Genomic DNA, 21,215 nt, shown 5'->3' with positions numbered 1-21,215 from the left:
TCCTGACTTGTCGTGTTTCCGCCACCTAGCCCTTCGTCGCACCGCCGAGGTTGAACGACCCCGCCAGGTACTTGTTGACCGCCACGTACAGCACCACCGCGGGCGCCGTGTAGAGGATCGAGAACGCGGCGAGCTGACCGTAGGCGACCTGCCCGTACTGGGAGAAGAACGTGTAGATCGTCACCGCGGCCGGCTGCTTCTCCGGCGCGTCGAGCAGCACGAACGGGGCGAAGAAGTTGCCCCACTGCCCGACGAAAACGAAGATCGCCACCACCGCGATGCCCGGCGCCATCAGCGGCCCCACGACGGCGCGCAGCGACTGCACCCATCCGGCGCCGTCCACCCAGGCGGCCTCCTCCAGGCTGACCGGCACGCCGTCCATGAAGTTCTTCATCATCCAGATGGAGAACGGCAGCGAGCTCGCGGTCAGGAACAGCACCATCGCCGGCACCGAGCCGTACAGGTTGAACCTGAAGAACATCGCGTAGACCGGCACCAGGATGGCCGTCATCGGCAGGCCCGTGGTGAACAGCAGCGTCAGCATGAAGTGCCGCCGGTAGCGCAGCTGGTAGCGGGAGAGCGGGTAGGCCGCGAGGCCCGCCACGATCACCGTCAGCAGCGCCGTCGACCCCGAGATGATCACCGAGTTGATCAGCGGGAGCACGATCGTCTCCCAGGTCAGCACGGCCTTGAAGTTGTCCAGGGAGAACTCGAACGTCGGTGCGGCCGACAGCGTGGCCTCCGGCTGCACCGAGGCGATGATCACCCACAGGAACGGCCCCAGGAACGCGAGGGCGATCACCAGCAGGGCGAGGTTGGCCGCGCCGCGCGCGGCGAGTCTGGTCATGCGTCCTCCACCTTGATCAGGCGCAGGTAGATCAGCGAGAACAGCGCCCCGATGACCAGCAGGACGAGCGCGATCGCCGAGCCGTAGCCGATCTCGAAGTAGCGGAACGCCTGCTCGTACATGTAGAGCGGGGTGGTCTGGCTGGCGGTGCCCGGCCCGCCGCCGGTCAGCGCGTAGATGAGCCCGAAGCTGGCCAGCGTCTGCAGGGTGATCAGCATCAGGTTCGACATGATCGAGCGGCGGATCAGCGGCAGCGTGATGTGCAGCAGCCGCCTGCCGGGCCCCGCGCCGTCCACCGCCGCCGCCTCGACCAGGTCCTTCGGCACCTCCGACAGCGCCGCGGAGTAGACCAGCATGGAGAACGCGGTGCCGCGCCAGACGTTGGCCAGGATCACCGCGAACATCGGCGCGGTGTAGAGCCACTCCTGCTCGATGCCGAGCACGGTGTTGAGCGTGCCCTCCTCGGCGAGGAACGAGAACCAGCATGCCGCCGCCACGATCTCGGGCATCACCCAGGCGGCGATGACCACGCCGTTGACGACGCTGCGCGTCACCCGCCCGCGCCCGCGCATCAGCAGCGCGATGATCAGGCCGAGGGTGTTCTGGCCGATGACGGCCGAGCCGATCACGAAGACGAACGTGAGCAGGAACGAGTTGATGAAGTTCGGGTCGTCGAAGAGCCTGACGAAGTTGTCGAACCCGACGAACTGCGAGTTCACCGAGGCCGAGCCGGTCAGGGTCTCATTCGTGAAGGCGATGTAGACGCTCCACAGGATGGGCCCCGCCATGAAGATCGCCAGCAGGACCAGCGCCGGCCCGAGGGGCAGCAGCCAGCGCAGGACCCCCCGCCGCGACGGGCCGCCCGGAGGCGTGCCCGTCACGGCGGGCGACGGCGCGGTGGCGACCGTCATTTGGCGATGACCTTGTCGGGGCCGCCCACCGCACCGGGCAGCGCCTTGGCGTAGGCCGCGGTGGCCTCCTCAGGCGTCTGCTTGCCGGTGGTGACCGCCTCCATGGCCTCCTGGATCTGCGCCGAGACCTTCGGGTACGCCTCGTACGCCGGCCGGTAGTGCGTCACCTCGGCCAGGTCGGTGAAGAACTTGACCGACGGGTTGTCGGCGGTGTACTTCGGGTCGGCCGCGACGTCCTTGCGGACCGCCAGGTCACCGGTGCTCACGGAGTACGTCATCGCGTTCTCCTTGTTCATCGCCACGGTGATGAAGTCGAACGCCTCCTGCTTGAGCTCGGTGTAGGAGCTCATCGCCATGACCCAGCCGCCCGACATGCTGACCCGGCCGGGCTCCTCGCCGTTCTGCGTCGGCATGGCGGTCCAGCCGACCTTGTCCTTCCACTCCGGCCACGGCTTGGTGCTGGTCTCCTTCCAGGCCGCCGCGGTCCAGGCGCCGTCGAGCGAGATGCCGATCTTGCCGGCCGGGAACCACTCGTTGTTGACCTTGTCGGCGAGCTTGGCGTTGTGCGCGTCGGACTGCTTGGGGCCGAGCTCCTCGCGGTAGATGGTGTTGATGAAGGTCAGGGCGTCGGTGAAGTTCTTGCCGCCGGCGATCCACTTCTGCGAGGCGTCGTCGTACAGCGTGCCGCCGGGGGTGCCGTACAGGAGCATCTCGAAGCCCTGCATGGTGGCGGCCTCGCCGTGGACCTTCGTGGAGTACATGCTGAACGGGACGGCGTCGGGCACCTTCTGCTTGATCGTGCGGGCCGCGTTGAGCACGTCGTCCCAGGTCTTGGGCTCCCACGGGACGGGCAGTCCGGCCTTGGCGAAGACGTCCTTGTGGTACCACAGGCCGCGCGTGTCGGTGCTGATCGGCACGCCGTAGATCTTGCCGTCGGCGCCCTTGGCGGCCTGCTTGACCGAGTCGGGGAACTGCGTCTCCCAGTCGGGCCACTTGGCCAGGAACTCGTCGAGCGGGGCCAGCTTGCCCGCGGCGACGTCGGCGTTCACCTGGAAGGTGTCGTGGTAGTAGATGTCGGGCGCGGAGTCCGCCGAGCGGTTCAGCAGCGCCAGCTTGGTGTAGTAGGCCTCGTTGTTGCCCTGCACCGGGGTCAGCTTGATGGAGACGCCTGGATGTGACGCTTCGTACTGCTTCTTGGCGTCGTTGAGCATCTTCTCCAGGTGCGGCCACGTCGGCTCGACCTTGTAGAGGACCTCGAGTTCCTTGCTCGATGAGGACTCCTCGGCGGCGCCACCGCCGCAGCCGGCTGCTGTCAGCGCTGTCAACAGCAGGAGGGATCCGGCCAGCCTACGTGTCATCTCGGCCTCCCCTTGTTGCCTGTGGGTTGCGGAGAACGTAAATCTTTTTGATTTACTAAGTCAACACTCTGTGGTGACATTACTCACATGCAGCAGGGCACCAACCTGCCCAAGGTCGGCAGCTACAACCGGGCCGTGGTCCTCGAGGCCATCCAGGCATCCGACGGGATCAGCCGTGTCCAGGTCGCTTCCGTGACGGGACTGACGGCGCAGACGGTGTCGGTGATCGTACGCAGGCTGCTGGAGGAGGGCCTGGTCGTCGAGGACGGCTCCGCGCCGTCGCGTGGGGGCAAACCGGCCACGATCCTGCGGGTCGACGCCCGCGCCGGCTACGCGGTCGGCGTGCACTTCGATCCGAAGGCGCTGTCGTGCGTGCTGGCCGACCTGGCGGGGCGGCCGGTCGCCCGGCTGCACCTGCCGGTGCGCCCGCAGGCCAGGCCGGACGCGGTGGTCAGGCAGATGGCCAGGGCCGCGCGCCGCATCCTGCGCGAGGCCGGGGTGCCGGACGGCAAGGTGCTCGGGGTGGGGCTCGCCTGCCCCGGGCCGCTCGACGCCGACGGCGCGATGGTGAGCCCGCCCCGGCTGCCCGCCTGGGCCGGCACGCCGATCAAGGCGTTACTCGAGGAGTACACCCGCTTCCCGGTGACCGTGGACAACGACGCCACGGCGGCGGCGATCGGCGAGCGGTGGGCGGGCATCGCGCGCTCGGCGCCCAGCTTCGCCTACCTCTACCTCGGCACAGGCATCGGCGGCGGGCTCTTCCTCGACAACCAGGTCTATCGCGGCAGATCGCTCAACGCCGGCGAGTTCGGCCACATCACCGTCGAGCCGGACGGCCCCGAGTGCTACTGCGGCAACCGGGGCTGCGTGGAGGCGGTGTGCTGCCCGAGCGCGATCGAGGCGGCGGCGGGCGGCGCCGACCACGCGGCCGTGTGCGCGGCGGCGGCGCGCGGCGAACCGCAGGCGCGCGCGGTGATCGAACGGGTGGCCGAGCGGCTGGCGGTGGCCGCCGTCAGCGTGGTGAACATGCTGGACATCGACCTGCTCGTGCTCGGCGGTCCCGCGCTCAGGGAGGTGGGCGGCATCTACCGCGATGCGATCGCGCGGGCGGTGGCGGAGCGGTCGATGGCCAGGCGGCTGCACGCCGTGCGCGTGGAGACCTCACCGATCGCGGCCGACGCCGCCGCGATCGGTGCGGCCTCCCTGGTCTTCCACGCCACCTACGCGCCCCGCCTGGGCACGCTGCTCAGCGGCTGACGGCCGGTCGGGCGGCCCGCTTCATACGCAGCGTGACCAGCTCGAACGGGCGCAGCGAGACGGGGATGGCCGCGCCGGGCCGCTCCGGCTCGCCCGTCGGCCGCTCGAGCAGGTCGGTGGTGACGACCTCGGCGACCGGGAAGTTCGGCCGCAGGGTGGCGCGGGCCCGGCCACCGCGCGACTCGTGGAAACGGACCACCACGTCACCGCTGCCGTCGTCGGCCAGCTTCACCGCGGTCACCACCACGGCGTCGTCGTCCACCGTGACCAGCGGCTCGACCGGGGCCGATCCCGGCACCCTGCGCTCCGGCTGGTTGATGAAGTGGCCCTCGCGCACCGCGTCGCCGATCGAGGCGCCCGGCACCAGCGCGTGGCGGAAGCGGTGCAGGCCCTGGTCGGTCTCGGGATCGGGGAAGCGCGGCGCGCGCAGCAGGGAGACGCGCAGCGTGGTCGTGGTGCCGTGCTCGTCCACGTCGCGGGTGACGTCGTGGCCGTAGGTGGAGTCGGTCACCATGGCCACGCCCCAGCCGGGCTCCTCCAGGTGCACGAAGCGGTGGTTGCACGCCTCGAACTTGGCGGCCTCCCAGCTCGTGTTGGTGTGGGTGGGGCGGAAGGTGTGGCCGTACTGGCTCTCGGCGGCGTACCGGTCGGCGCGCACGTCGAGGGGGAAGGCCAGCTTGAGGAACTTCTCGGTCTCGTGCCAGTCGACCTCGGTGTCGATCTCCAGCCGGCCCTCGGCGAGCGTGAGGCGCTGGGTCAGCGACGACTTGCCGAAGGAGCGCTCGACCACCACCGTGGCCCCGTCGAGGCGCACGTCGTCGGCCTCGGTCAGGTCGGTCACCGTGTTGCGGTAGAACTCGTCGACGTCCCAGGCGTCCCACTTGTTCGGGAAGTCCTGGTGGAGCTGCGGCAGGCAGGCCGCCCGCCCCGGCGGCACCGTCTCACGTTCCGCCCGCAGGTCGTAGGCGGAGACGACCAGGCCGCGCCCGTCGATCTCGACCTTGAGCCGCCCGTCCTCCAGCACGAACCCGCCGCCCTCGCGAGGGCTCACCTGCACGGCGGCGGCCGGGGCCTCGGGTGCGGCGCCGCCCGCAGGCACGCCGTGGCGCTCGTGCGGGGCGCCGTTGAAGACCAGCGTGCCGCCGGTGGGCTCGCCGGCCAGCGCGCGCTGCGCGGTGTCGATGATGCCGTTCAGCTCCTCGATCACCAGCTCGTACGTCCTGCGCGCCTCCCGGTGCACCCACGCGATCGACGAGCCGGGCAGGATGTCGTGGAACTGGTGCAGCAGCACCGTCTTCCACAGCCGGTCGAGCGCCTCGTACGGGTAGTCGGCCCCGGTCCGCACGGCCGCCGTCGCCGCCCACAGCTCGGCCTCGCGCAGCAGCGCCTCGCTGCGCCGGTTGCCCTGCTTGGTCTTGGCCTGGCTGGTCAGCGTGGCGCGGTGCAGCTCCAGGTACAGCTCCCCCACCCAGACCGGCGGGTTGGGGTACTCGGCCTCGGCCTTGGCGAAGAACTCGGCGGGCGTCTCCCACGTGACGGTGGGCGAGCCCTCCAGGTCGCGCAGGCGGGCCGCGCGGGCGACCATCTCGCGGGTGGTGCCGCCACCGCCGTCGCCGTGCCCGGTCGGGGCCAGCGAGTGCCTGGCCGCGCCCTTGTCCTTGAAGTTGCGGGCCGCGTGCGCGAGCTCGCCGCCGCGCAGCTGGGCGTTGTAGGTGTCGATGGGCGGGAAGTGGGTGAAGATCCGGGTGCCGTCGATGCCCTCCCACAGGAACGTGTGGTGGGGGAACGTGTTGGTCTGGCTCCACGAGATCTTCTGGGTGAGCAGCCGCTTCGATCCGGCCGCCTTGATGATCTGCGGCAGTCCGGCGGCGAAGCCGAAGGTGTCGGGCAGCCACACCTCCTCGTTGTCCACCCCGAACTCCTCGATGAAGAAGCGCTTGCCGTGCACGAACTGCCGGGCCATCGCCTCGGAGCCGGGCATGTTGGTGTCGGACTCCACCCACATGCCGCCGGCGGGCACGAACCTGCCGGTCGCCACCGCCTTGACGACCTTGGCCCACACCTCGGGCCGGTGCTCCTTGAGCCAGGCCCACTGCTGGGCCTGCGACATCGCGAAGACGAAGTCGGGCTCCTCCTCCAGCAGCGCGGTCATGTTGGACGCGGTGCGCGCCACCTTGCGCACGGTCTCGCGCAGCGGCCAGAGCCAGGCGGAGTCGATGTGGGCGTGCCCGACGGCGCTGATGCGGTGCGCCGAGGGCTCGGCGGGCGAGGACAGCACGCCGGTCAGCTCGGCCCTGGCCGCCTCGGCGGTGCCGCCCACGTCCTGCAGGTCGAGCGCGTCCAGCGCGCGCTCGACGGCGCGCAGGATCTCCCAGCGGCGGCCGCTGTCGACCGGCAGCTCGTGCATGAGGTCGCCGAGCACCTCCAGGTCCATGGCCAGCTCCCACACCGTCTTGTCGAAGACGGCGAGGTCCATGCGGGCCAGCCGGTAGAGCGGCTCGGTGCCGGCGGTCTCCTTGTCGCCGAGCAGCGTCGGCTTGAAGGGCTGGTAGTCGAGGATGATCGGGTTGGAGGCGGCCTCGATGTGCAGGCACACCTCTTCGCCGCCCTGGGCGGGGTTCGCGATACGGACCCACTGCGTCCGCGGGTTGAGGCTTTTGACCGGGGTGCCGTCGGGCCGGTAGACCAGGCCCTCGCACTGGAAGCCGATCTTCTCGGGGTTGAAGCCGAGGTCGAGCACCGCCTCGACGATCCTGCCCTGCCACTCCTCCGGCACGGTGCCGGTCACGGTGAACCAGCTCGTGCCCCACGGCGGGCCCCATGGCGTGCCGACCGCGATCGGCTCGCGCGGCGCGGCCAGGCCCTCGGCCACGGGCACGGGCTCGCCCGGCGCGTGCCATACACCCACCTCCAGCGGCACCGACTCAGGGTAGATCGCGGGGCGGATCCGCTCGGTCAGTACGCGCTTCAAGCGGGCTTCGACCAGCGTGCGGTCGTCATGCATCAGGCAGGCTCCTCAGCAGATGGGGACGTAAGCCACCGGTTCCCCGCCGGTAAGGCGGGTACCAGCAGCACGTTATGCATCCCCATCATTTCCGGCAACGCCCACTCTTCTTCGCCAAAAGGGAGGAATCCCCTGGGGCGGTCACCGCTTGCCGGGCGGGCAGTCGGGCAGGCCCCAGGGGATCCCCGATCAGGCGCAGGTGTAGCCGGAAGGCGTCTGCGTGTCGCCGTTCGGGCGGTTGACCTGGAATCCGAACTCGGTGCTCGCGTTCGGGGCGAGGTTGCCGTTGTAGGAGGCGTTCGTGGCGGTGACGGTCTGGCCGCTGACGGTCACGGTGGCGTTCCACGACCCGGCCAGGGTGTGCCCGGAGGGCAGGGTGAAGGTCACCGTCCAGCCGTCGATGGCCGTGGTGCCGGTGTTGGTGACGGTCACCGGCTGCACGACGTAGCCGTCCTGCCACTCGGACTGCACGGTGCCGGTGGCGGTGCAGCCACCGCCGCCGCTGGGACCGTCCTCGGTCGTGAACGTGACGGTCGGTGAGGCGTCCGACAGGTTGCCCGCGCCGTCACGCGCCCGCACGTACACCTCGTACTCCGTGTTCGGCGTCAGCCCCGTCAGGTTGATCGAGTTGGTCGAGGTCTGCCCGAGCAGGGTGTCCGTCGAGCCCTGCTCGCGATAGACGTTGTAGCCGGCCAGGCCGCTGCCGCCGCTGTCGGTCGAGGCGCTCCACGACAGCGTGGCCGAGTTGGAGGTGATGTTGCTCGCCGTCGGCGTGCCCGGCGTGGTCGGCGGCGTCGTGTCGTCCGTGCCGGAGCCGCTCGCCAGCGCGTCGTGCACGGCGTCGTAGGAGCTCTTCTTCTGGTAGTTCTCGTCGTAGATCAGCGCCGCGCCCTCACCGCCGAAGGTGTCGGGCACCCACGAGTGCTTGTCGGTGAAGCCCCAGATCGTCACGCCGGCGCAGGCCTGGACCGCCAGGCAGGCGTTGACCACGTTGCGGTAGTAGGTGGCCTGGGTGGCGTCCTTGGAGGAGTCGCGCGGCATCTGCATGCGCACGTCCAGCTCGGTGATGCGCACCTGGACGCCGAGGTCGGCGAAGCGCTGCAGGTTCTGCTGCAGGTCGTTCGGGAAGCCGTACTGGATGGCCAGGTGGCTCTGGAAGCCCACGCAGTCGACCGGCACGCCCTGCTGGCGCAGCGAGCGGACCAGGTTGTACATCGCGGTGCTCTTGGCGTTGATGCCCTCGACGTTGTAGTCGTTGATGCACAGCCGGGCGTCGGGGTCGGCGGCGCGCGCGGCCCTGAAGGCGTCGGCGATGTAGCTCTCGCCGAGCGTGTTGTACCAGAACGACCTGCGGAAGCTGCCGTCCTCTTCGAAGACCTCGTTGACGACGTCCCACGAGACCACGGCCGGGTTGTCGGCGTAGTGGCCGACGACCGCCGAGATGTGGTTCTCGATCGCCTCACGCATGGCGCCGGCGCTCAGGCCCTGCACCCAGCCGGGGGTCTGCTGGTGCCAGACGAGCGTGTGGCCGTGCACCTGCTGGTCGTTCTGGACGGCGAAGTCGACGATGGCGTCGGCGCCGGAGAAGGTGAACTGGCCGGGGTTGGGCTCGGTGGAGTCCCACTTCATCGCGTTCTCGGCGGTCACCTGGTTGAACTCGGTGGCCGCGATGTCGCGGTAGGCGGTCTCGTTCGACAGGGGGCCGGTGGCGAGCGCCGCGCCGATGAACTTGCCTTTGGCGGCCGCGTGCGTACGCAGGGGCGCCGATGCCTCCGCCGAGACGGCGGGAAGGAGGAAGGTTGCGAGTAACCCCACTAACGCGAGGGCTCTGGGGAGCGAGGACGAATGCACGGACATCTACCTCCGGAGGCAGGCACTCGATTCCGAAAGTTTCGGCCCCGTGGGGACCGTTGTGCAGACGGTATTGACATGCTCGTCAGTGGTCAATAAAGCGCTTGAGCCGGAGCTAAAGGAGCAGTTGGCAGGCAGAAAATATCGGCACCGCTATGAAACTTTCATCGCCGAAAGGCCTAGGGTCGGCCGTCTAGCGCTACGTACCGGCCGGTCGGTACTGTGAGGACCGGAACAATCGTCCACTGCGGGAGTACTGCGGATGTCTCTTTCGCATGACCAGGTCCAGGCGCAGCTCACCGGCCCAGGCCAGCTCTTCGAGATGGAGGAGATCGGCGACACCGGCGTTCGCACGTGGAAGCACGCCCCGCCGGACTTCCGGGCGCTGCTGGAGACCAGCAGAAACCACGGCGACCAGGTCTTCCTCGTCTACGAGGACGAGCACATCACGTTCGAAGAGCACTTCCGCCGCGCCGCCACCCTCGCCCGCCGCCTCGTGGACGACTACGGAGTGACCAAGGGCGACCGGGTCGCGGTGGCCATGCGCAACTACCCGGAATGGGTGATCTCCTTCTCCGCCGTACTGGCGACCGGCGCCATCGCGGTCCCGCTCAACGCCTGGTGGACCGAGCCCGAGCTGGCCTACGGGGTGCGCGACTCCGGCGCCAAGGTGCTGATCGCCGACGGCGAGCGCGCGCCCAAGCTGGCCCCGACCGGCGTGCCGATGATCGTCACCAGAGGCGAGCCGCCGGCCGGTGCGCGCGCGTTCGCCGACGTGCTGGGCGAGGTGACCGCCGACGCCGCGCTCCCCCAGGTGGAACTGGCCCCCGACGACCCCGCGACGATCTTCTACACCTCCGGCACCACCGGCAGCCCCAAAGGCGCCCTCGGCAGCCACCGCAACATCGGCCAGGCCCCCATGACGGTCGCCTACGGTCTCATGCGCGCCGTCGCCCTGGCCGGCAAGGACGTCTCCCAGGCCGCGAGCACCCGCAGGATCACCCTGCTCACCGTGCCGCTCTTCCACGTCACCGGCTGCTTCTCGGCGATGACCACCGCCATGTTCAGCGGCGGCGGGCTGGTGCTGATGTACAAGTGGGACCCCGAGCAGGCGCTGCGGCTCATCGAGCGCGAACGCGTCACCACCATGATCGGCGTGCCCACCAACGCCTGGCAGCTCATGTCCCACCCCGACTTCGGCAAGTACGACCTGTCCTCGCTGGTCAACCTGGGCTACGGCGGCGCGCCCGCACCGCCCAAGCTGCTGGAGCGCATCACCGAGAACCTCCCCGACCGCGCGCCCTCCAACGGCTACGGCATGACCGAGACCAGCGCCCTCGCCATTGGCAACGGCGGCGCCGACTACCGCGCCAAGCCCGACAGCATCGGCCTGCCCTCGCCCGTGGTGGACGTGCGCGTCGTCGATCCCGCCGGCAAGGAGCTGCCGCCCGGCGAGGTCGGCGAGCTGTGCGTACGCGGACCCAACGTCATCCTCGGCTACTGGAACAAGCCGGAGGCGACCGCGCAGACGTTCGTGAAGGGCTGGCTGCACACCGGCGACCTGGCCAGGATCGACGAGGACGGCTTCGTCTACATCGTGGACCGGGCCAAGGACATGGTGATCAGGGGCGGCGAGAACGTCTACTGCGCCGAGGTCGAGGCCGCCCTGTTCGAGCATCCCGCGGTGGACGACGCGGCCGTGATCGGCGTACCGCACGACGAGCTGGGCGAGGAGGTCGGCGCGGTGCTCCGCCTCGTGCCCGGCTCCTCGGTCACGCCCGACGAGCTGCGCGAGTTCCTGTCCTCCAGGATCGCCAAGTTCAAGATCCCCGTGCACTACTGGTTCCGCGAGGACGAGCTGCCCCGCAACCCCGGCGGCAAGATCCTCAAGACCCACCTGCGCCGCGAGATCCTCGGCGCCTGACCTCCGGTTTCGCGGCGGCTCCCGGTCACGTCCGGGAGCCGCCGCGCGCTGTGACGGGCCTCACAGCAGGTGCGTCTCCCCTGGTCGGATGGCCTTTCCCCGCTCCCGCTTACCCGGCGGGTAATCGAGGCGGCTACCCGCGTCCTGACATCGTCACCGGTGTCAGCACGAACGAGGTCACCGCGAAGGAGCCGACCATGACCGCCCTGCCGATCACCACCGGCCGTCCGAAGTTCCTGCGTCTCGCACTGGCCGCCGACGCCGCCGTCACGGGCGTCAACGGGCTGGCCTACCTCGCCTTCGCCGCCCCCATCGGCGCCCTGCTCGGCCCGGACGCGGCGCTGCTGCGGGGTATCGGCGCCTTCCTGCTGGTCTACGCCGCCGCCGTCGCCGTCCTGGCCACCCGCCGCGCCATCAGCCCGGCCGGCACCAGGGCCGTCATCGCCGTGAACGTGGCCTGGACCCTGGGCAGCGTGGCCGCCGTCGTCACCGGCGCGGCCGGCCTCACCACGGTCGGCGCGGTCTGGGCGATCGCCCAGGCCCTGGTGGTGGCCGTGTTCGCCGAGCTTCAGATCACCGGCCTGCGCAAGAGCCACTGAGATCACCTACACGAGGAGAGACCCGTCATGAGCACGTTGATCGACCGTTACATCGCCTGCTGGAACGAGACCGACCCCGAGGCCCGCGCCAAGGCCGTGGCCGAGCTGTGGACCGAGGACGGCACCTACACCGACCCGCTCGCCGACGTCTCCGGCCACGCCGGGATCGCCGCCGTGATCGAGGCCGCGCAGGGCATGTTCCCCGGCCTCGTCTTCACCCCCGGCGACCTGTACGACAGCCACCACCACATCGCCCGCTTCACCTGGCACCTCGGCCCCGAGGGCGGGGAGCCGGTCGCCGTCGGGTTCGACGTGGTGGAGCTGGCCGAGGACGGCCGCATCCGCAAGGTCCTGGGTTTCCTGGACAAGGCCCCGTCCTGACGCCGCACAGGGGCCCGGGAAAGTGCGACCCGGGCCCCTTCCCGGCTTGTCCCCGCCACCCCCTCCCCCTCCGGACCAGAGCAGCACCCCGCAAACCTTTCGCCACCTCTGGACCGGAGCAGCACACCCCGCACCCCCGATCCCCTGGGCTGGGGCAGCACTCCCGAGCCTGACGCCCCGCAAGCCGAAGAACACCCCGCGAGCCGAAGCGATGCCCGGAGCCTCGGGAGACCGGACAGACGACGCCAGACCGGGCAGGACACGACAGACCGGGTAGGACACGACAGGCCGGACAGGACGCGAAGGCCGGGCAGAAACCCGCCCCGAAACCACCCGGTTTATTGATTTGCCCAGGCCACGCGCGATAACGGACAATTCTCACTCGTGCCATCAGCATTGAAGCGCCTGCTCCGCCACCTCGCGCTGGACGTGAGCCCGCTGCGCGACTCCCGCGACTACCGGCTGCTCTTCGGGTCCGGGGTCATCACCATGTTCGGCACGATGATCTCGACGGTCGCGGTGCCGTACCAGATGAAGCAGCTCACCGACTCCTACGTCGCGGTCGGGCTGGTGAGCCTGGCGGAGTTCGTGCCGATGGTGGTGTGCGGGCTGTGGGGCGGCGCCATCGCCGACGCCCTCGACCGCCGCAAGATCATCGTGATGAGCGAGCTGGGCCTGATGGTCACCTCGGCCGCTCTCATGGTCAACTCCATGCTGCCCAGTCCGCAGACCTGGGTCCTGTACGTCATCGGCGCCGTCTCCACCGGCATCGGCTGCCTCCAGCGTCCGAGCCTGGAGGCGGTGATCCAGCAGGTCGTCAAGCATGACCAGCAGGCCGCCGCGGCCGTCCTGTCGAGCCTGCGGTGGAACTTCGGCGCCATCGTCGCCCCCGCGCTCGGCGGCCTGATGATCACGGCCTGGGGCGTCACCTCCGCCTACGTCATCGACACGCTGTCCTTCCTGCTGTCGATGCTGCTGCTGTGGCGGGTCAGCTCGCTGCCCCCGGCCGCGGACGCCGCGCCCGCCTCGCTGCGGTCGCTGGTCGAGGGCATGCGGTACGCGGTGAGCCGCAAGGACCTCGTCGGCACGTACCTGGTGGACATGGCCGCCATGATCTTCGCGATGGCGACGGCGCTGTTCCCGTTCATCGCCGCCGAGCTGAAGGCGCCCCAGGCGCTCGGGCTGCTGTACTCCGCCTCCGCGGTCGGCGCGCTGATCGCCTCGCTCACCGGCCGCTGGACGGCCCGCGTACGGCGGCACGGCCTCGGCGTGATCGTGGCCGCCGCACTCTGGGGTGTCGCGGTGGCGCTGACCGCGCTGGCCCCGAACATCTGGGTGATCGTCGTGTGCATCGCCCTCGCGGGCGCCGCCGACATGATCAGCGGCATCTTCCGCATGACGATGTGGAACCAGACCATCCCGCCCGAGCTGCGCGGCCGCCTCGCGGGCATCGAGCTGCTCTCGTACGCCAGCGGGCCCATGCTGGGCAACGCGCGGGCCGGCATGATGGCCGAGCTCGGCGGCTTCCGCTTCTCGCTGGGCGCGGGCGGCGTGCTGTGCGTCGCCGCCGTCCTCGGCCTGGCCGCCGCCCTGCCCGATTTCCGCCGCTACGACGCCACGACCGACGAGCACGCCCTCGCGGCAAAGGCCCGCCGCGAAGCCGCCGCGACCGCCGAAGCCCCTGCCTGACGCGCCAGGACGCGAATGCCGCGCCCTGCGTTCCGCCCGAGCGGCCGAGACGAGTTTGCAGCGGAACCAGACCCGCAGGCCGAGGCAGGCCTGCAGCGCGAAGAGACCCGCAGGCCGAGGCAGGCCTACGGCGCGAAGAGACCCGCAGGTCGAGGCGAGCCTACGGCGCGGAGCCGACGTGCGGGCTGAGGCGGCCTCGCGCCTGCCCTGCGGCCGAGTCGGGCCGACGGGGTCGCTCAGCCCGCCTCACGCCACCCGTCGTACCGCTCGACCAGCTCGTCCACCTTGGCCAGCGCCGCCTCGTCCAGTCCCTCGGCCACGACCACCCACTGCGCGTCCTCGGCGTCGTCCTCCCCCGCCAGGGTCTCCCGCACCACCCGCGGCACCCCCAGCTCGGGAAACCACTCCCCCAGCGTCTCGGCCACCTCCTCGGCGTCCTCACGCTCGGCGAACACCAGCAGCTCCGCCATCTCCGTTCCTCTCGGGCTCCTCGACCGTGTCACGCTTTTCACCTGGCTCGATCACACTAGGTTGGTAGCGGTGGACCATGACTGCCGAAGCGGTGATCGCTGTGATGACGCCTTCCTCGCTCCCCGACTGGGTCTTTCCGCCACCGCAAGGCTTCTCCGCAGAAGCTCTCGATCACATTCCGGAATTGCCCGCGCACACAGAGTTGATTGATGGAAGCTTGGTCTTCGCGAGCCCCCAGACCTCCTTCCACATGCGGGCCGTGTCGCTCCTCGAGGCCGAGCTGCGTCGGGCCGCGCCCGCCGGCGTTCGGGTCCGCCGCGAGATGAGCGTGGGGTCCTCGCCAAGGACCAGCGGCCCGAGCCGGACCTCTGCGTCGTCACGGAGGAGGCAGTGCGGGGCGGCGCGGAAACCTACTACGACGCGAAGGACGTCGTGCTCGCCGTCGAGGTGGTCTCCCCCGAGTCCGTCACGCGTGACCGCGAGCGCAAGCCACAGCTCTACGCGCAGGCCGGCATCCCGCACTTCTGGCGGGTGGAGGAGAACTCCGGCAAGCCGATCGTGTACGTCTACGAGCTCGACCCGGCGCTGCGTTCCTACGCCCGCATGGGCGTGCACCGCGACCGGCTGAAGGTGACCGCTCCCTTCGACCTCGACGCCGACCTCGCCGCGATCGACCGCATCTGAGCGCACGCACCGGGGCCGGAGCGGCGAAGCTCCGGCCCCGGGCGAACGGCTCAGCCGCGCAGCTGGGCGCCCACGCGGTCGGCGGCCATGGCGACCGCGGCGTCCCTGGCGGCCGTGGTCTCCTCCACGGTCAGCGTGCGGTCGGGCGCGCGGAAGCGCATCGTGTAGGCGAGCGACTTGTTACCCTCGCCCACCTGCTCGCCGACGTACACGTCGAACAGCCGGATCGACTCCAGCAGCTCGCCCGCGCCGTCGCGCAGCGCCGCCTCGACGTCGGCGACCGGCGTGAAGTCGGGCACGATCAGCGCGACGTCCTGGGTGGCGACCGGGTAGGCCGACACGGAGGGCGTCTGGACCGGCCCCGGCATGGCGGCCTCCAGCCGGGTCAGCTCGATCTCCATGGCCGAGGTGCGGGGCGGCAGCCCGTACGCCTCGATGACCCGCGGGTGCAGCTCACCGGCGTGCCCCACCAGCGTGTCCCCCACGTAGAGCGCGGCGCACCGGCCGGGGTGCCACGGCTCGTGCTGGTCGGCGCTGATGGACAGCTCGAGCCGCGCCTCCTCGGCGACCAGCCGGGCGGCCTGGACGGCGTCGGCCCACGAGGCCTGCCGCCCGCGCCCCCACCAGCCGGACCGCTCGAACTCGCCGGCCAGCACCACCGCGACCCGCAGCGGCTGGTCGGGCAGCGCCGACTCGATGGTGGCGAGCTCGTCGGCGGTGGGCCGCCGCTCGACGCCGAGCACCGGAGCGACCTCGGGCGCGCCCTCGCGGGGCCGGTAGACGGCGCCCGACTCGAACAGCGCGACGTCGGTGAAGCCGCGGCCGACGTTGCGTACGAGGGTCTTCAGCAGCCCCGGCAGCAGCGTCGTCCGCATCAGCGGCTCGTCCTCCGACAGCGGGTTGGCCAGCCGGACGGCGCGGCGGCGCGGGTCTTCGGCGGGCAGCTGCATGCGGTCGAAGTCGGCGGGGCCGATGAACGGGTAGCTGAGCACCTCGACGTAGCCGGCCTCGGCGAGCGTCCTGCCGACCCGCCTGCGCAGTCGCTGGCCCTCGGTGAGCCCGGCGCCGGCCGGGGCGGAGGGCAGCACCGACGGGAGGTTCTCGTAGCCCTCCAGCCGGATGACCTCTTCGGCCAGGTCGTTGGGGTCGGTGAGGTCGGGCCGCCAGGACGGCGGGGTCACCGTGATCATGTCGTCGCCGGTGACGGCCAGCTTGGCCGCCAGCTCGCCGCCGGTGACCACGCCGGTCGGGTCGACGCCGCCCTGCCGCACGGCCGGGTCGGCGCCGTCGGTGACGACGCAGCCGACCTGGCGCAGCCGCTCGACCACGGTCTCCTTGGAGTAGGTCACGCCGGCCACCCGGCCGGGGTAGTCGGCCGGGATCGCGATGCGGGCGGGCGTCACCTCGACGTCGGCGTGGGTGACGCCGGGCTGCACGGTGGCACCGCCCAGCTCGGCCAGCATCTGCACGGCCCGCCATGAGGCGATGAGCGGCAGCTCGCGGTCGACGCCGCGCTCGAACCGCTTGGACGCCTCGGAGACCAGCCCGTGCCGCCGCGAGGCGCGGGAGATGCCGGTGGCGGAGAAGTGGGCGGCCTCGATGACGATGTCGGTCGAGGTGTCGGAGATCTCGGTCTCCAGGCCGCCCATGGTGCCGGCGATGGAGATCGGCCCCGACTGGTCGGTGATGAGGATGTCGTCGGGGTCGAGCTCGCGCACCACGTGGTCGAGCGTCTCCAGGCGCTCGCCCGGGGCGGCCCTGCGCACCACGATCTCGCCGTTGAGCTTGCTCCGGTCGAACGCGTGCAGCGGCTGGCCGAGCTCCAGCATCAGGTAGTTGGTGATGTCGACGGCCAGCGAGACCGGGCGCATGCCGGCGCGGTGGAGGCGTACGCGCATCCACAGCGGGCTCTTGGCCTGCGGGTCGAAGCCGCGCACCTCGCGCAGCACGAACCGGTCGCAGGCGGTCGGGTCGGCGATGGAGGCCGGCCACGACGGCTCGGTCTCGGCGGGCGGCTCGACGCCGGCGGGGTCGCGGAAGGCGACCCCGAACGCCGTGGCGACCTCGCGCGCCACGCCGCGGATCGACAGGGCGTAGCCGATGTCGGGGGTGATCTCCAGCTCGATGACGTCGTCGCGCAGCCCGAGCAGCTCGACCACGTCGGTGCCGATGGGGGTGTCGGCCGGCAGCACCATGATGCCGCTGTGGTCGTCGCCCAGGCCGAGCTCGCGCTCGGAGCAGATCATGCCCTCGGACATGCGCCCGTACGTCTTGCGCGCCCCGACCTCGAACCCGCCGGGCAGCACGCCGCCGGGCAGCACGACCGGCACCCGGTCGCCCGCGGCGAAGTTGGTGGCGCCGCAGATGATCATGCGCGGCGTCGCCTCGCCGACCTCGACCTTGCAGTGCCTGATCGGCTTCTTGAAGCCGGTCAGCTCCTCGATCTCCAGCACCTCGCCGACGACGACGTTCTTGACGTCGTGGCCGTGCGAGGTGATCGACTCGAGCTTGAGCCCGGCGGCCGTGAGCTTGTCGGCCACCTCGTGGGCGGTGACCGCCGGGAGATCGACATACTCCCGCAGCCAGGAAAGCGGGACCTTCATCAGATCTCCATTCCGAACGGGAGCGTGAAGCGCACGTCTCCCTCGACCATGTCACGCATGTCCTCGGCGTTGTGGCGGAACATCAGCGTCCGCTCGATGCCCATGCCGAAGGCGAACCCGGAGTACCGGGAGGGGTCGACGCCGCAGGCGACGAGCACCCGCGGGTTGACCATGCCGCAGCCGCCCCATTCGATCCAGCCCTCCGACTTGCAGGTGCGGCAGGGCGGGTTGCCGGGCACCGCGGAGGCGCCCCGGCAGACGAAGCACTTGAGGTCCATCTCGGCGGACGGCTCGGTGAACGGGAAGTAGTTGGGCCGGAACCGCGTCGTGATGCCCTTGCCGAACATCACCTCGGCGAACCGGTCGAGCGTGCCCTTGAGATGGGCCATCGTCAGGCCCTCGTCGACGGCCAGCCCCTCGGTCTGGTGGAAGACCGGGGTGTGGGTGGCGTCGAGTTCGTCGGTGCGGAACGTCTTGCCCGGCGAGATCACGTAGACCGGCAGCTCGCGCTGGAGCAGCGCCCGGATCTGCACGGGCGAGGTCTGCGTGCGCAGCACCATGCCGGAGTCGGTGGAGCCGACGAAGAACGTGTCGTGGTCGGAGCGCGCCGGGTGGTCCTTGGCGATGTTGAGCGCGTCGAAGTTGAACCACTCGCCTTCGAGCTCCGGCCCCTCGGCCACTTCGTAGCCCATGGAGACGAACGCGTCGGCGATGCGCTCCTGCAGCGTGGTGAGCGGGTGGCGGGCGCCGCGCGGGCGGCGGTCCCACGGCAGGGTGACGTCGACGGTCTCCTCGATGAGGACGCGGGCGTCGCGCTCGGCCTCCAGCTCGGCCTGGCGGGCGGCGAGCGCTTCGTTGATGGCCTTACGTGCGGCGCCGACGCGCCGGCCGGCCTCGGCGCGGGCGGCGGGCGGCAGAGCGCCGATCTCGCGGTTGGCCAGGGCGATGGGCGAGCGGTCACCCGCGTGCGCCAGCCTGGCCTGCTTGAGTTCGTCGAGGTCGCCGGCCGCCTTGATCGCCGCGATGGCGTCGGCCTCCATCCGGGACACCTCGTCGGCGTGCAGCGGTGTCACCTCGACGGGATCGTAGTCAGACAAGAGTGAGCTCCGTATCCAGGGCTTGAGCGGAAGAGAGTCTAGTGGTGCCTGCCCACCGGGCCCGAACGCGACGGCTAGACGCCGGCGAAGTCGGGGGTGCCGGTGGGCAAGGTAAATCGGAACTCAGCTCCGCCCTCGGGCGCGCGCTGCACCGTGATCGTGCCGCCGTGCGCCTCGACCAGGCCCTTGACGATGAACAGGCCGAGACCCGTGCCGCCCCGGCGGCGGCTGTTGCCGCCCCGCCAGAACTGCCTGAAGACGCGCGGAGCCAGCTCGGGCTCGATGCCCTCGCCCTCGTCGCGCACCGACACGGCCACTCCCCATTCGATGGACTCGATCTCGATTGTCACAGTGCCGCGCCCGTGACGCAGCGCATTTTCCACCAGGTTACCCAGAATCTGGTCGATCTTGTCCTGGTCGAGCCACATCTCGGGCAGGTCGTCGCCCACGATCAGCCTGAAGCGGTCCTCCGGCTCCCCGGCCGCGACCCGGCCCGCGATGAGGCGGCGCGCCCTGGCGGGCAGGTCGACGATCTGGCGGCGCACTTCGAGCCGGCCCGACTCGATGCGGGAGACGTCGAGCAGCTCGGTGATGAGCCGGGTGACGCGGTCGGCGTCGTTGTTGACCGTCTCCAGCATGACGAGCTTCTGCTCTTCGGTGAAGCGGCTCCACTTCGCAAGCAGCGTGGCCGTGAAGCCCTTGACGCTGGTCAGCGGCGAGCGCAGCTCGTGGGCGACGGTGGAGACCAGGTCGGCGCGGCTGCGCTCCAGCCGGGCGCGCGCGCCGCCGTCGCGCAGGGTGATCGTGACGCGCTCGACCTCGCCGCCGCGCTCGGGCTCGCGGACCAGCCGGGCCGCGACGTAGAGCTCCTGCCCGCCGGGCAGGTGCAGCGGCCGCTCGGGCACCCTGATGCGGGTGCGCAGCCCGCCCTCGGGGTCGAGGGCCTTCCACCAGTCGCGCCCGTCGTGGTCGCGGAACGGGAAAACGTCGTTCATGTGCCGTCCGACGGCGCGCTCTGCCGGGATGCCGGTGAGCCGCGTGGCCGCCCGGTTGACGGCCAGCACGCATCCGTTTCGGTCGGTCACGATAAGGCCGTCGGGGAGATCGTCGATGGCTATCGTGCACGCGGCCGCGACTACTCGCCCGTCGGTGTCTGCGCCGTGCACGCCTCGCCTCCTCCGCCTACAACGCCGACAATAGCGGGTTTCCCGTCGCCTAGGGCACCCGCTGAGCCCTGGCCGAGGAGTAGAGGCATACCGCCGCCGCGGTGGCCAGGTTCAGGCTTTCCGCCTGTCCGTAGATGGGCACCCGCACGACATCGTCCGCCTCGGTGAGTATCTCCTCAGGCAATCCCCAGGCCTCGTTTCCGAAGATCCACGCGGTCGGTCCAGAAAGATCGACATCGTCGAGCGTACGCTTGCCCGCGCCGTCCGCCGCCAGCACGCGCAAACCCCGCTCCCTGAGTTGACGCACGGCGGGCCTGACCGGTGCACCGATCGTGACAGGGAGATGAAAAAGGCTTCCGACGCTGGCGCGCACGCATTTTCCGTTGTACGGGTCCACCGACGCGTCGGTGAACACCACCGCGTCCGCCCCCGCCGCGTCGGCCGCCCGCATGACGGTCCCCGCGTTGCCCGGGTCGCGGACGTGCGCGAGCAGCGCCACCAGCCGCGGCTCGCCCGCCAGCGCCTCGTCGAGCGGCACGTGGACGAGCCGGCAGACGGCGACCAGCCCCTGCGGGGTCACGGTCTGCGACAGCTCGGACATGACCTCGCCGCTGGCCCGGTGCACGGGAATGCCCTTGAGCGTGGCCTCGGTGATCAGCTCGGGGTGGCGCAGCTCGGCCTCGGCGGTGCTGAACAGCTCCAGCGTGACGCCGTCGAGCTTGAGCGCCTCGCGCACCGCCTGCGGCCCTTCGGCCAGGAACTTCCTGTCCTGCTCGCGGAAGGCGCGCTTGGTGAGCCGCCGGGCGGCCTTCACCCGCGGCGATCTCACGTTGGTCAGCTCGGACCCGGCCATCGTCTCCCCCAAGTCGTACGGACGCTGCAGCCCGCTGGTTCACCCGCAGTGCGTGCAGACAGCAACAAAGGGCCCACCGTCATCGGTGGGCCCCTCGGTCAGGTCAAGCGCTTCAGCTCGCGGCCGGAGCGTTCACGTTCGCCGGGAGCGCCTTCTTGGCGGCCTCGACGAGCGTGGCGAAGGTCTGGCTGTCGTTGACCGCGAGGTCGGCGAGGATCTTGCGGTCCACCTCGATGTTGGCCAGACGCAGGCCCTGGATCAGACGGTTGTAGGTGATGCCGTTCTGACGGGCCGCGGCGTTGATGCGCTGGATCCACAGACGACGGAACGCGCCCTTACGGTCCTTGCGGTCCCGGTAGGCGTACGTCATCGAGTGGAGCATCTGCTCCTTGGCCTTGCGGTAGAGGCGAGACCGCTGGCCACGGTAACCGGTCGCCCTTTCGAGAACGACCTTGCGCTTCTTCTTGGCGTTGAGCGCCCGCTTCACGCGTGCCATGTTTCTTCTCCCCGGGGGTTCGCG

At 70.6% G+C, this 21,215-nt stretch carries 17 protein-coding genes; 6 read left to right on the top strand and 11 right to left on the bottom strand.

The window, feature by feature from the left end; all coding sequences use genetic code 11:
- Positions 1-25 precede the first annotated feature (25 nt).
- Genes ACGFIM_RS36875 through ACGFIM_RS36865 form a run of 3 tightly spaced genes read right to left on the bottom strand, consistent with a single transcriptional unit; the run spans position 26 to position 3,116 of the window.
- Entirely contained in the window at positions 26-847 is an 822-nt protein-coding gene (locus tag ACGFIM_RS36875; RefSeq protein WP_393210639.1) for a carbohydrate ABC transporter permease, read from the bottom strand.
- Entirely contained in the window at positions 844-1,758 is a 915-nt protein-coding gene (locus ACGFIM_RS36870; protein ID WP_393210636.1) for a carbohydrate ABC transporter permease, read from the bottom strand. The genes ACGFIM_RS36875 and ACGFIM_RS36870 overlap by 4 nt, the downstream gene beginning before the upstream one ends.
- Entirely contained in the window at positions 1,755-3,116 is a 1,362-nt protein-coding gene (locus tag ACGFIM_RS36865) for an extracellular solute-binding protein (protein ID WP_393210633.1), read from the bottom strand. The genes ACGFIM_RS36870 and ACGFIM_RS36865 overlap by 4 nt, the downstream gene beginning before the upstream one ends.
- Before the next feature lie 87 nt (positions 3,117-3,203).
- On the opposite strand from ACGFIM_RS36865, the gene ACGFIM_RS36860 reads away from it, so the two are divergent.
- A complete protein-coding gene (locus ACGFIM_RS36860; protein ID WP_393210630.1) occupies positions 3,204-4,373 on the top strand; it encodes an ROK family transcriptional regulator in 1,170 nt (389 codons plus the stop codon).
- On the opposite strand, the gene ACGFIM_RS36855 is transcribed toward ACGFIM_RS36860, so the two are convergent.
- Both ACGFIM_RS36855 and ACGFIM_RS36850 read right to left on the bottom strand, forming a co-directional pair.
- On the bottom strand, positions 4,363-7,377 hold the full coding sequence (locus ACGFIM_RS36855; protein WP_393210627.1) for an alpha-mannosidase: 3,015 nt from the start codon (positions 7,375-7,377) through the stop codon (positions 4,363-4,365). The two genes, ACGFIM_RS36860 and ACGFIM_RS36855, sit on opposite strands and share 11 nt — an antisense overlap.
- Positions 7,378-7,566: 189 nt before the next feature.
- On the bottom strand, positions 7,567-9,192 hold the full coding sequence (locus tag ACGFIM_RS36850; protein ID WP_393210624.1) for an endo-1,4-beta-xylanase: 1,626 nt from the start codon (positions 9,190-9,192) through the stop codon (positions 7,567-7,569).
- Between the two features lie 298 nt (positions 9,193-9,490).
- Here ACGFIM_RS36850 and ACGFIM_RS36845 point away from each other — a divergent pair, with 298 nt between their 5' ends.
- The 4 genes from ACGFIM_RS36845 to ACGFIM_RS36830 all read left to right on the top strand — a co-directional run bounded on the left by ACGFIM_RS36845 (position 9,491) and on the right by ACGFIM_RS36830 (position 13,821).
- Positions 9,491-11,152 carry a class I adenylate-forming enzyme family protein gene (locus tag ACGFIM_RS36845; RefSeq protein ID WP_393210621.1) on the top strand — a complete coding sequence of 554 codons (1,662 nt, stop codon included), beginning with the start codon at positions 9,491-9,493 and terminating at the stop codon, positions 11,150-11,152.
- Between the two features lie 197 nt (positions 11,153-11,349).
- Positions 11,350-11,751 (top strand): hypothetical protein, encoded by a 402-nt coding sequence (locus ACGFIM_RS36840; protein WP_393210618.1) that lies wholly within the window; start codon positions 11,350-11,352, stop codon positions 11,749-11,751.
- Positions 11,752-11,778: 27 nt separating this feature from the next.
- Positions 11,779-12,132: a nuclear transport factor 2 family protein gene (locus ACGFIM_RS36835; protein ID WP_393210615.1), complete on the top strand. Its 354-nt coding sequence runs from the start codon at positions 11,779-11,781 to the stop codon at positions 12,130-12,132.
- A gap of 384 nt (positions 12,133-12,516) precedes the next feature.
- Positions 12,517-13,821 (top strand): MFS transporter, encoded by a 1,305-nt coding sequence (locus ACGFIM_RS36830; RefSeq protein WP_393210612.1) that lies wholly within the window; start codon positions 12,517-12,519, stop codon positions 13,819-13,821.
- A gap of 236 nt (positions 13,822-14,057) precedes the next feature.
- Here ACGFIM_RS36830 and ACGFIM_RS36825 read toward each other — a convergent pair whose 3' ends face one another.
- Positions 14,058-14,291: a hypothetical protein gene (locus tag ACGFIM_RS36825; protein ID WP_364070387.1), complete on the bottom strand. Its 234-nt coding sequence runs from the start codon at positions 14,289-14,291 to the stop codon at positions 14,058-14,060.
- 391 nt (positions 14,292-14,682) lie between these two features.
- Here ACGFIM_RS36825 and ACGFIM_RS36820 point away from each other — a divergent pair, with 391 nt between their 5' ends.
- A complete protein-coding gene (locus ACGFIM_RS36820; protein ID WP_393210608.1) occupies positions 14,683-14,976 on the top strand; it encodes a Uma2 family endonuclease in 294 nt (97 codons plus the stop codon).
- A gap of 50 nt (positions 14,977-15,026) precedes the next feature.
- Here the strand turns inward: ACGFIM_RS36820 and ACGFIM_RS36815 are convergent, their stop codons facing one another.
- From ACGFIM_RS36815 to rplT, 5 genes are all read right to left on the bottom strand, one after another.
- The gene (locus ACGFIM_RS36815; protein ID WP_393210605.1) at positions 15,027-17,579 is read right to left on the bottom strand and encodes a phenylalanine--tRNA ligase subunit beta; all 2,553 of its coding nucleotides are present in this window, start codon (positions 17,577-17,579) and stop codon (positions 15,027-15,029) included.
- Positions 17,579-18,619: a phenylalanine--tRNA ligase subunit alpha gene (gene pheS, locus ACGFIM_RS36810; protein ID WP_364070425.1), complete on the bottom strand. Its 1,041-nt coding sequence runs from the start codon at positions 18,617-18,619 to the stop codon at positions 17,579-17,581. The genes ACGFIM_RS36815 and pheS overlap by 1 nt, the downstream gene beginning before the upstream one ends.
- Positions 18,620-18,750: 131 nt before the next feature.
- Entirely contained in the window at positions 18,751-19,842 is a 1,092-nt protein-coding gene (locus ACGFIM_RS36805) for an ATP-binding protein (RefSeq protein WP_393210602.1), read from the bottom strand.
- 49 nt (positions 19,843-19,891) lie between these two features.
- Entirely contained in the window at positions 19,892-20,695 is an 804-nt protein-coding gene (locus tag ACGFIM_RS36800) for a TrmH family RNA methyltransferase (protein ID WP_393210600.1), read from the bottom strand.
- 112 nt (positions 20,696-20,807) lie between these two features.
- Entirely contained in the window at positions 20,808-21,191 is a 384-nt protein-coding gene (rplT, locus tag ACGFIM_RS36795; RefSeq protein WP_393210597.1) for a 50S ribosomal protein L20, read from the bottom strand.
- Positions 21,192-21,215: the final 24 nt, after the last annotated feature.

The sequence above is a fragment of the Nonomuraea sp. NPDC049309 genome (assembly GCF_043196965.1).
Classification (GTDB): domain Bacteria; phylum Actinomycetota; class Actinomycetes; order Streptosporangiales; family Streptosporangiaceae; genus Nonomuraea; species Nonomuraea fastidiosa.
Note: the sequence above shows the minus strand (reverse complement) of the source record. Positions and strands in the feature narration are given on the sequence as shown.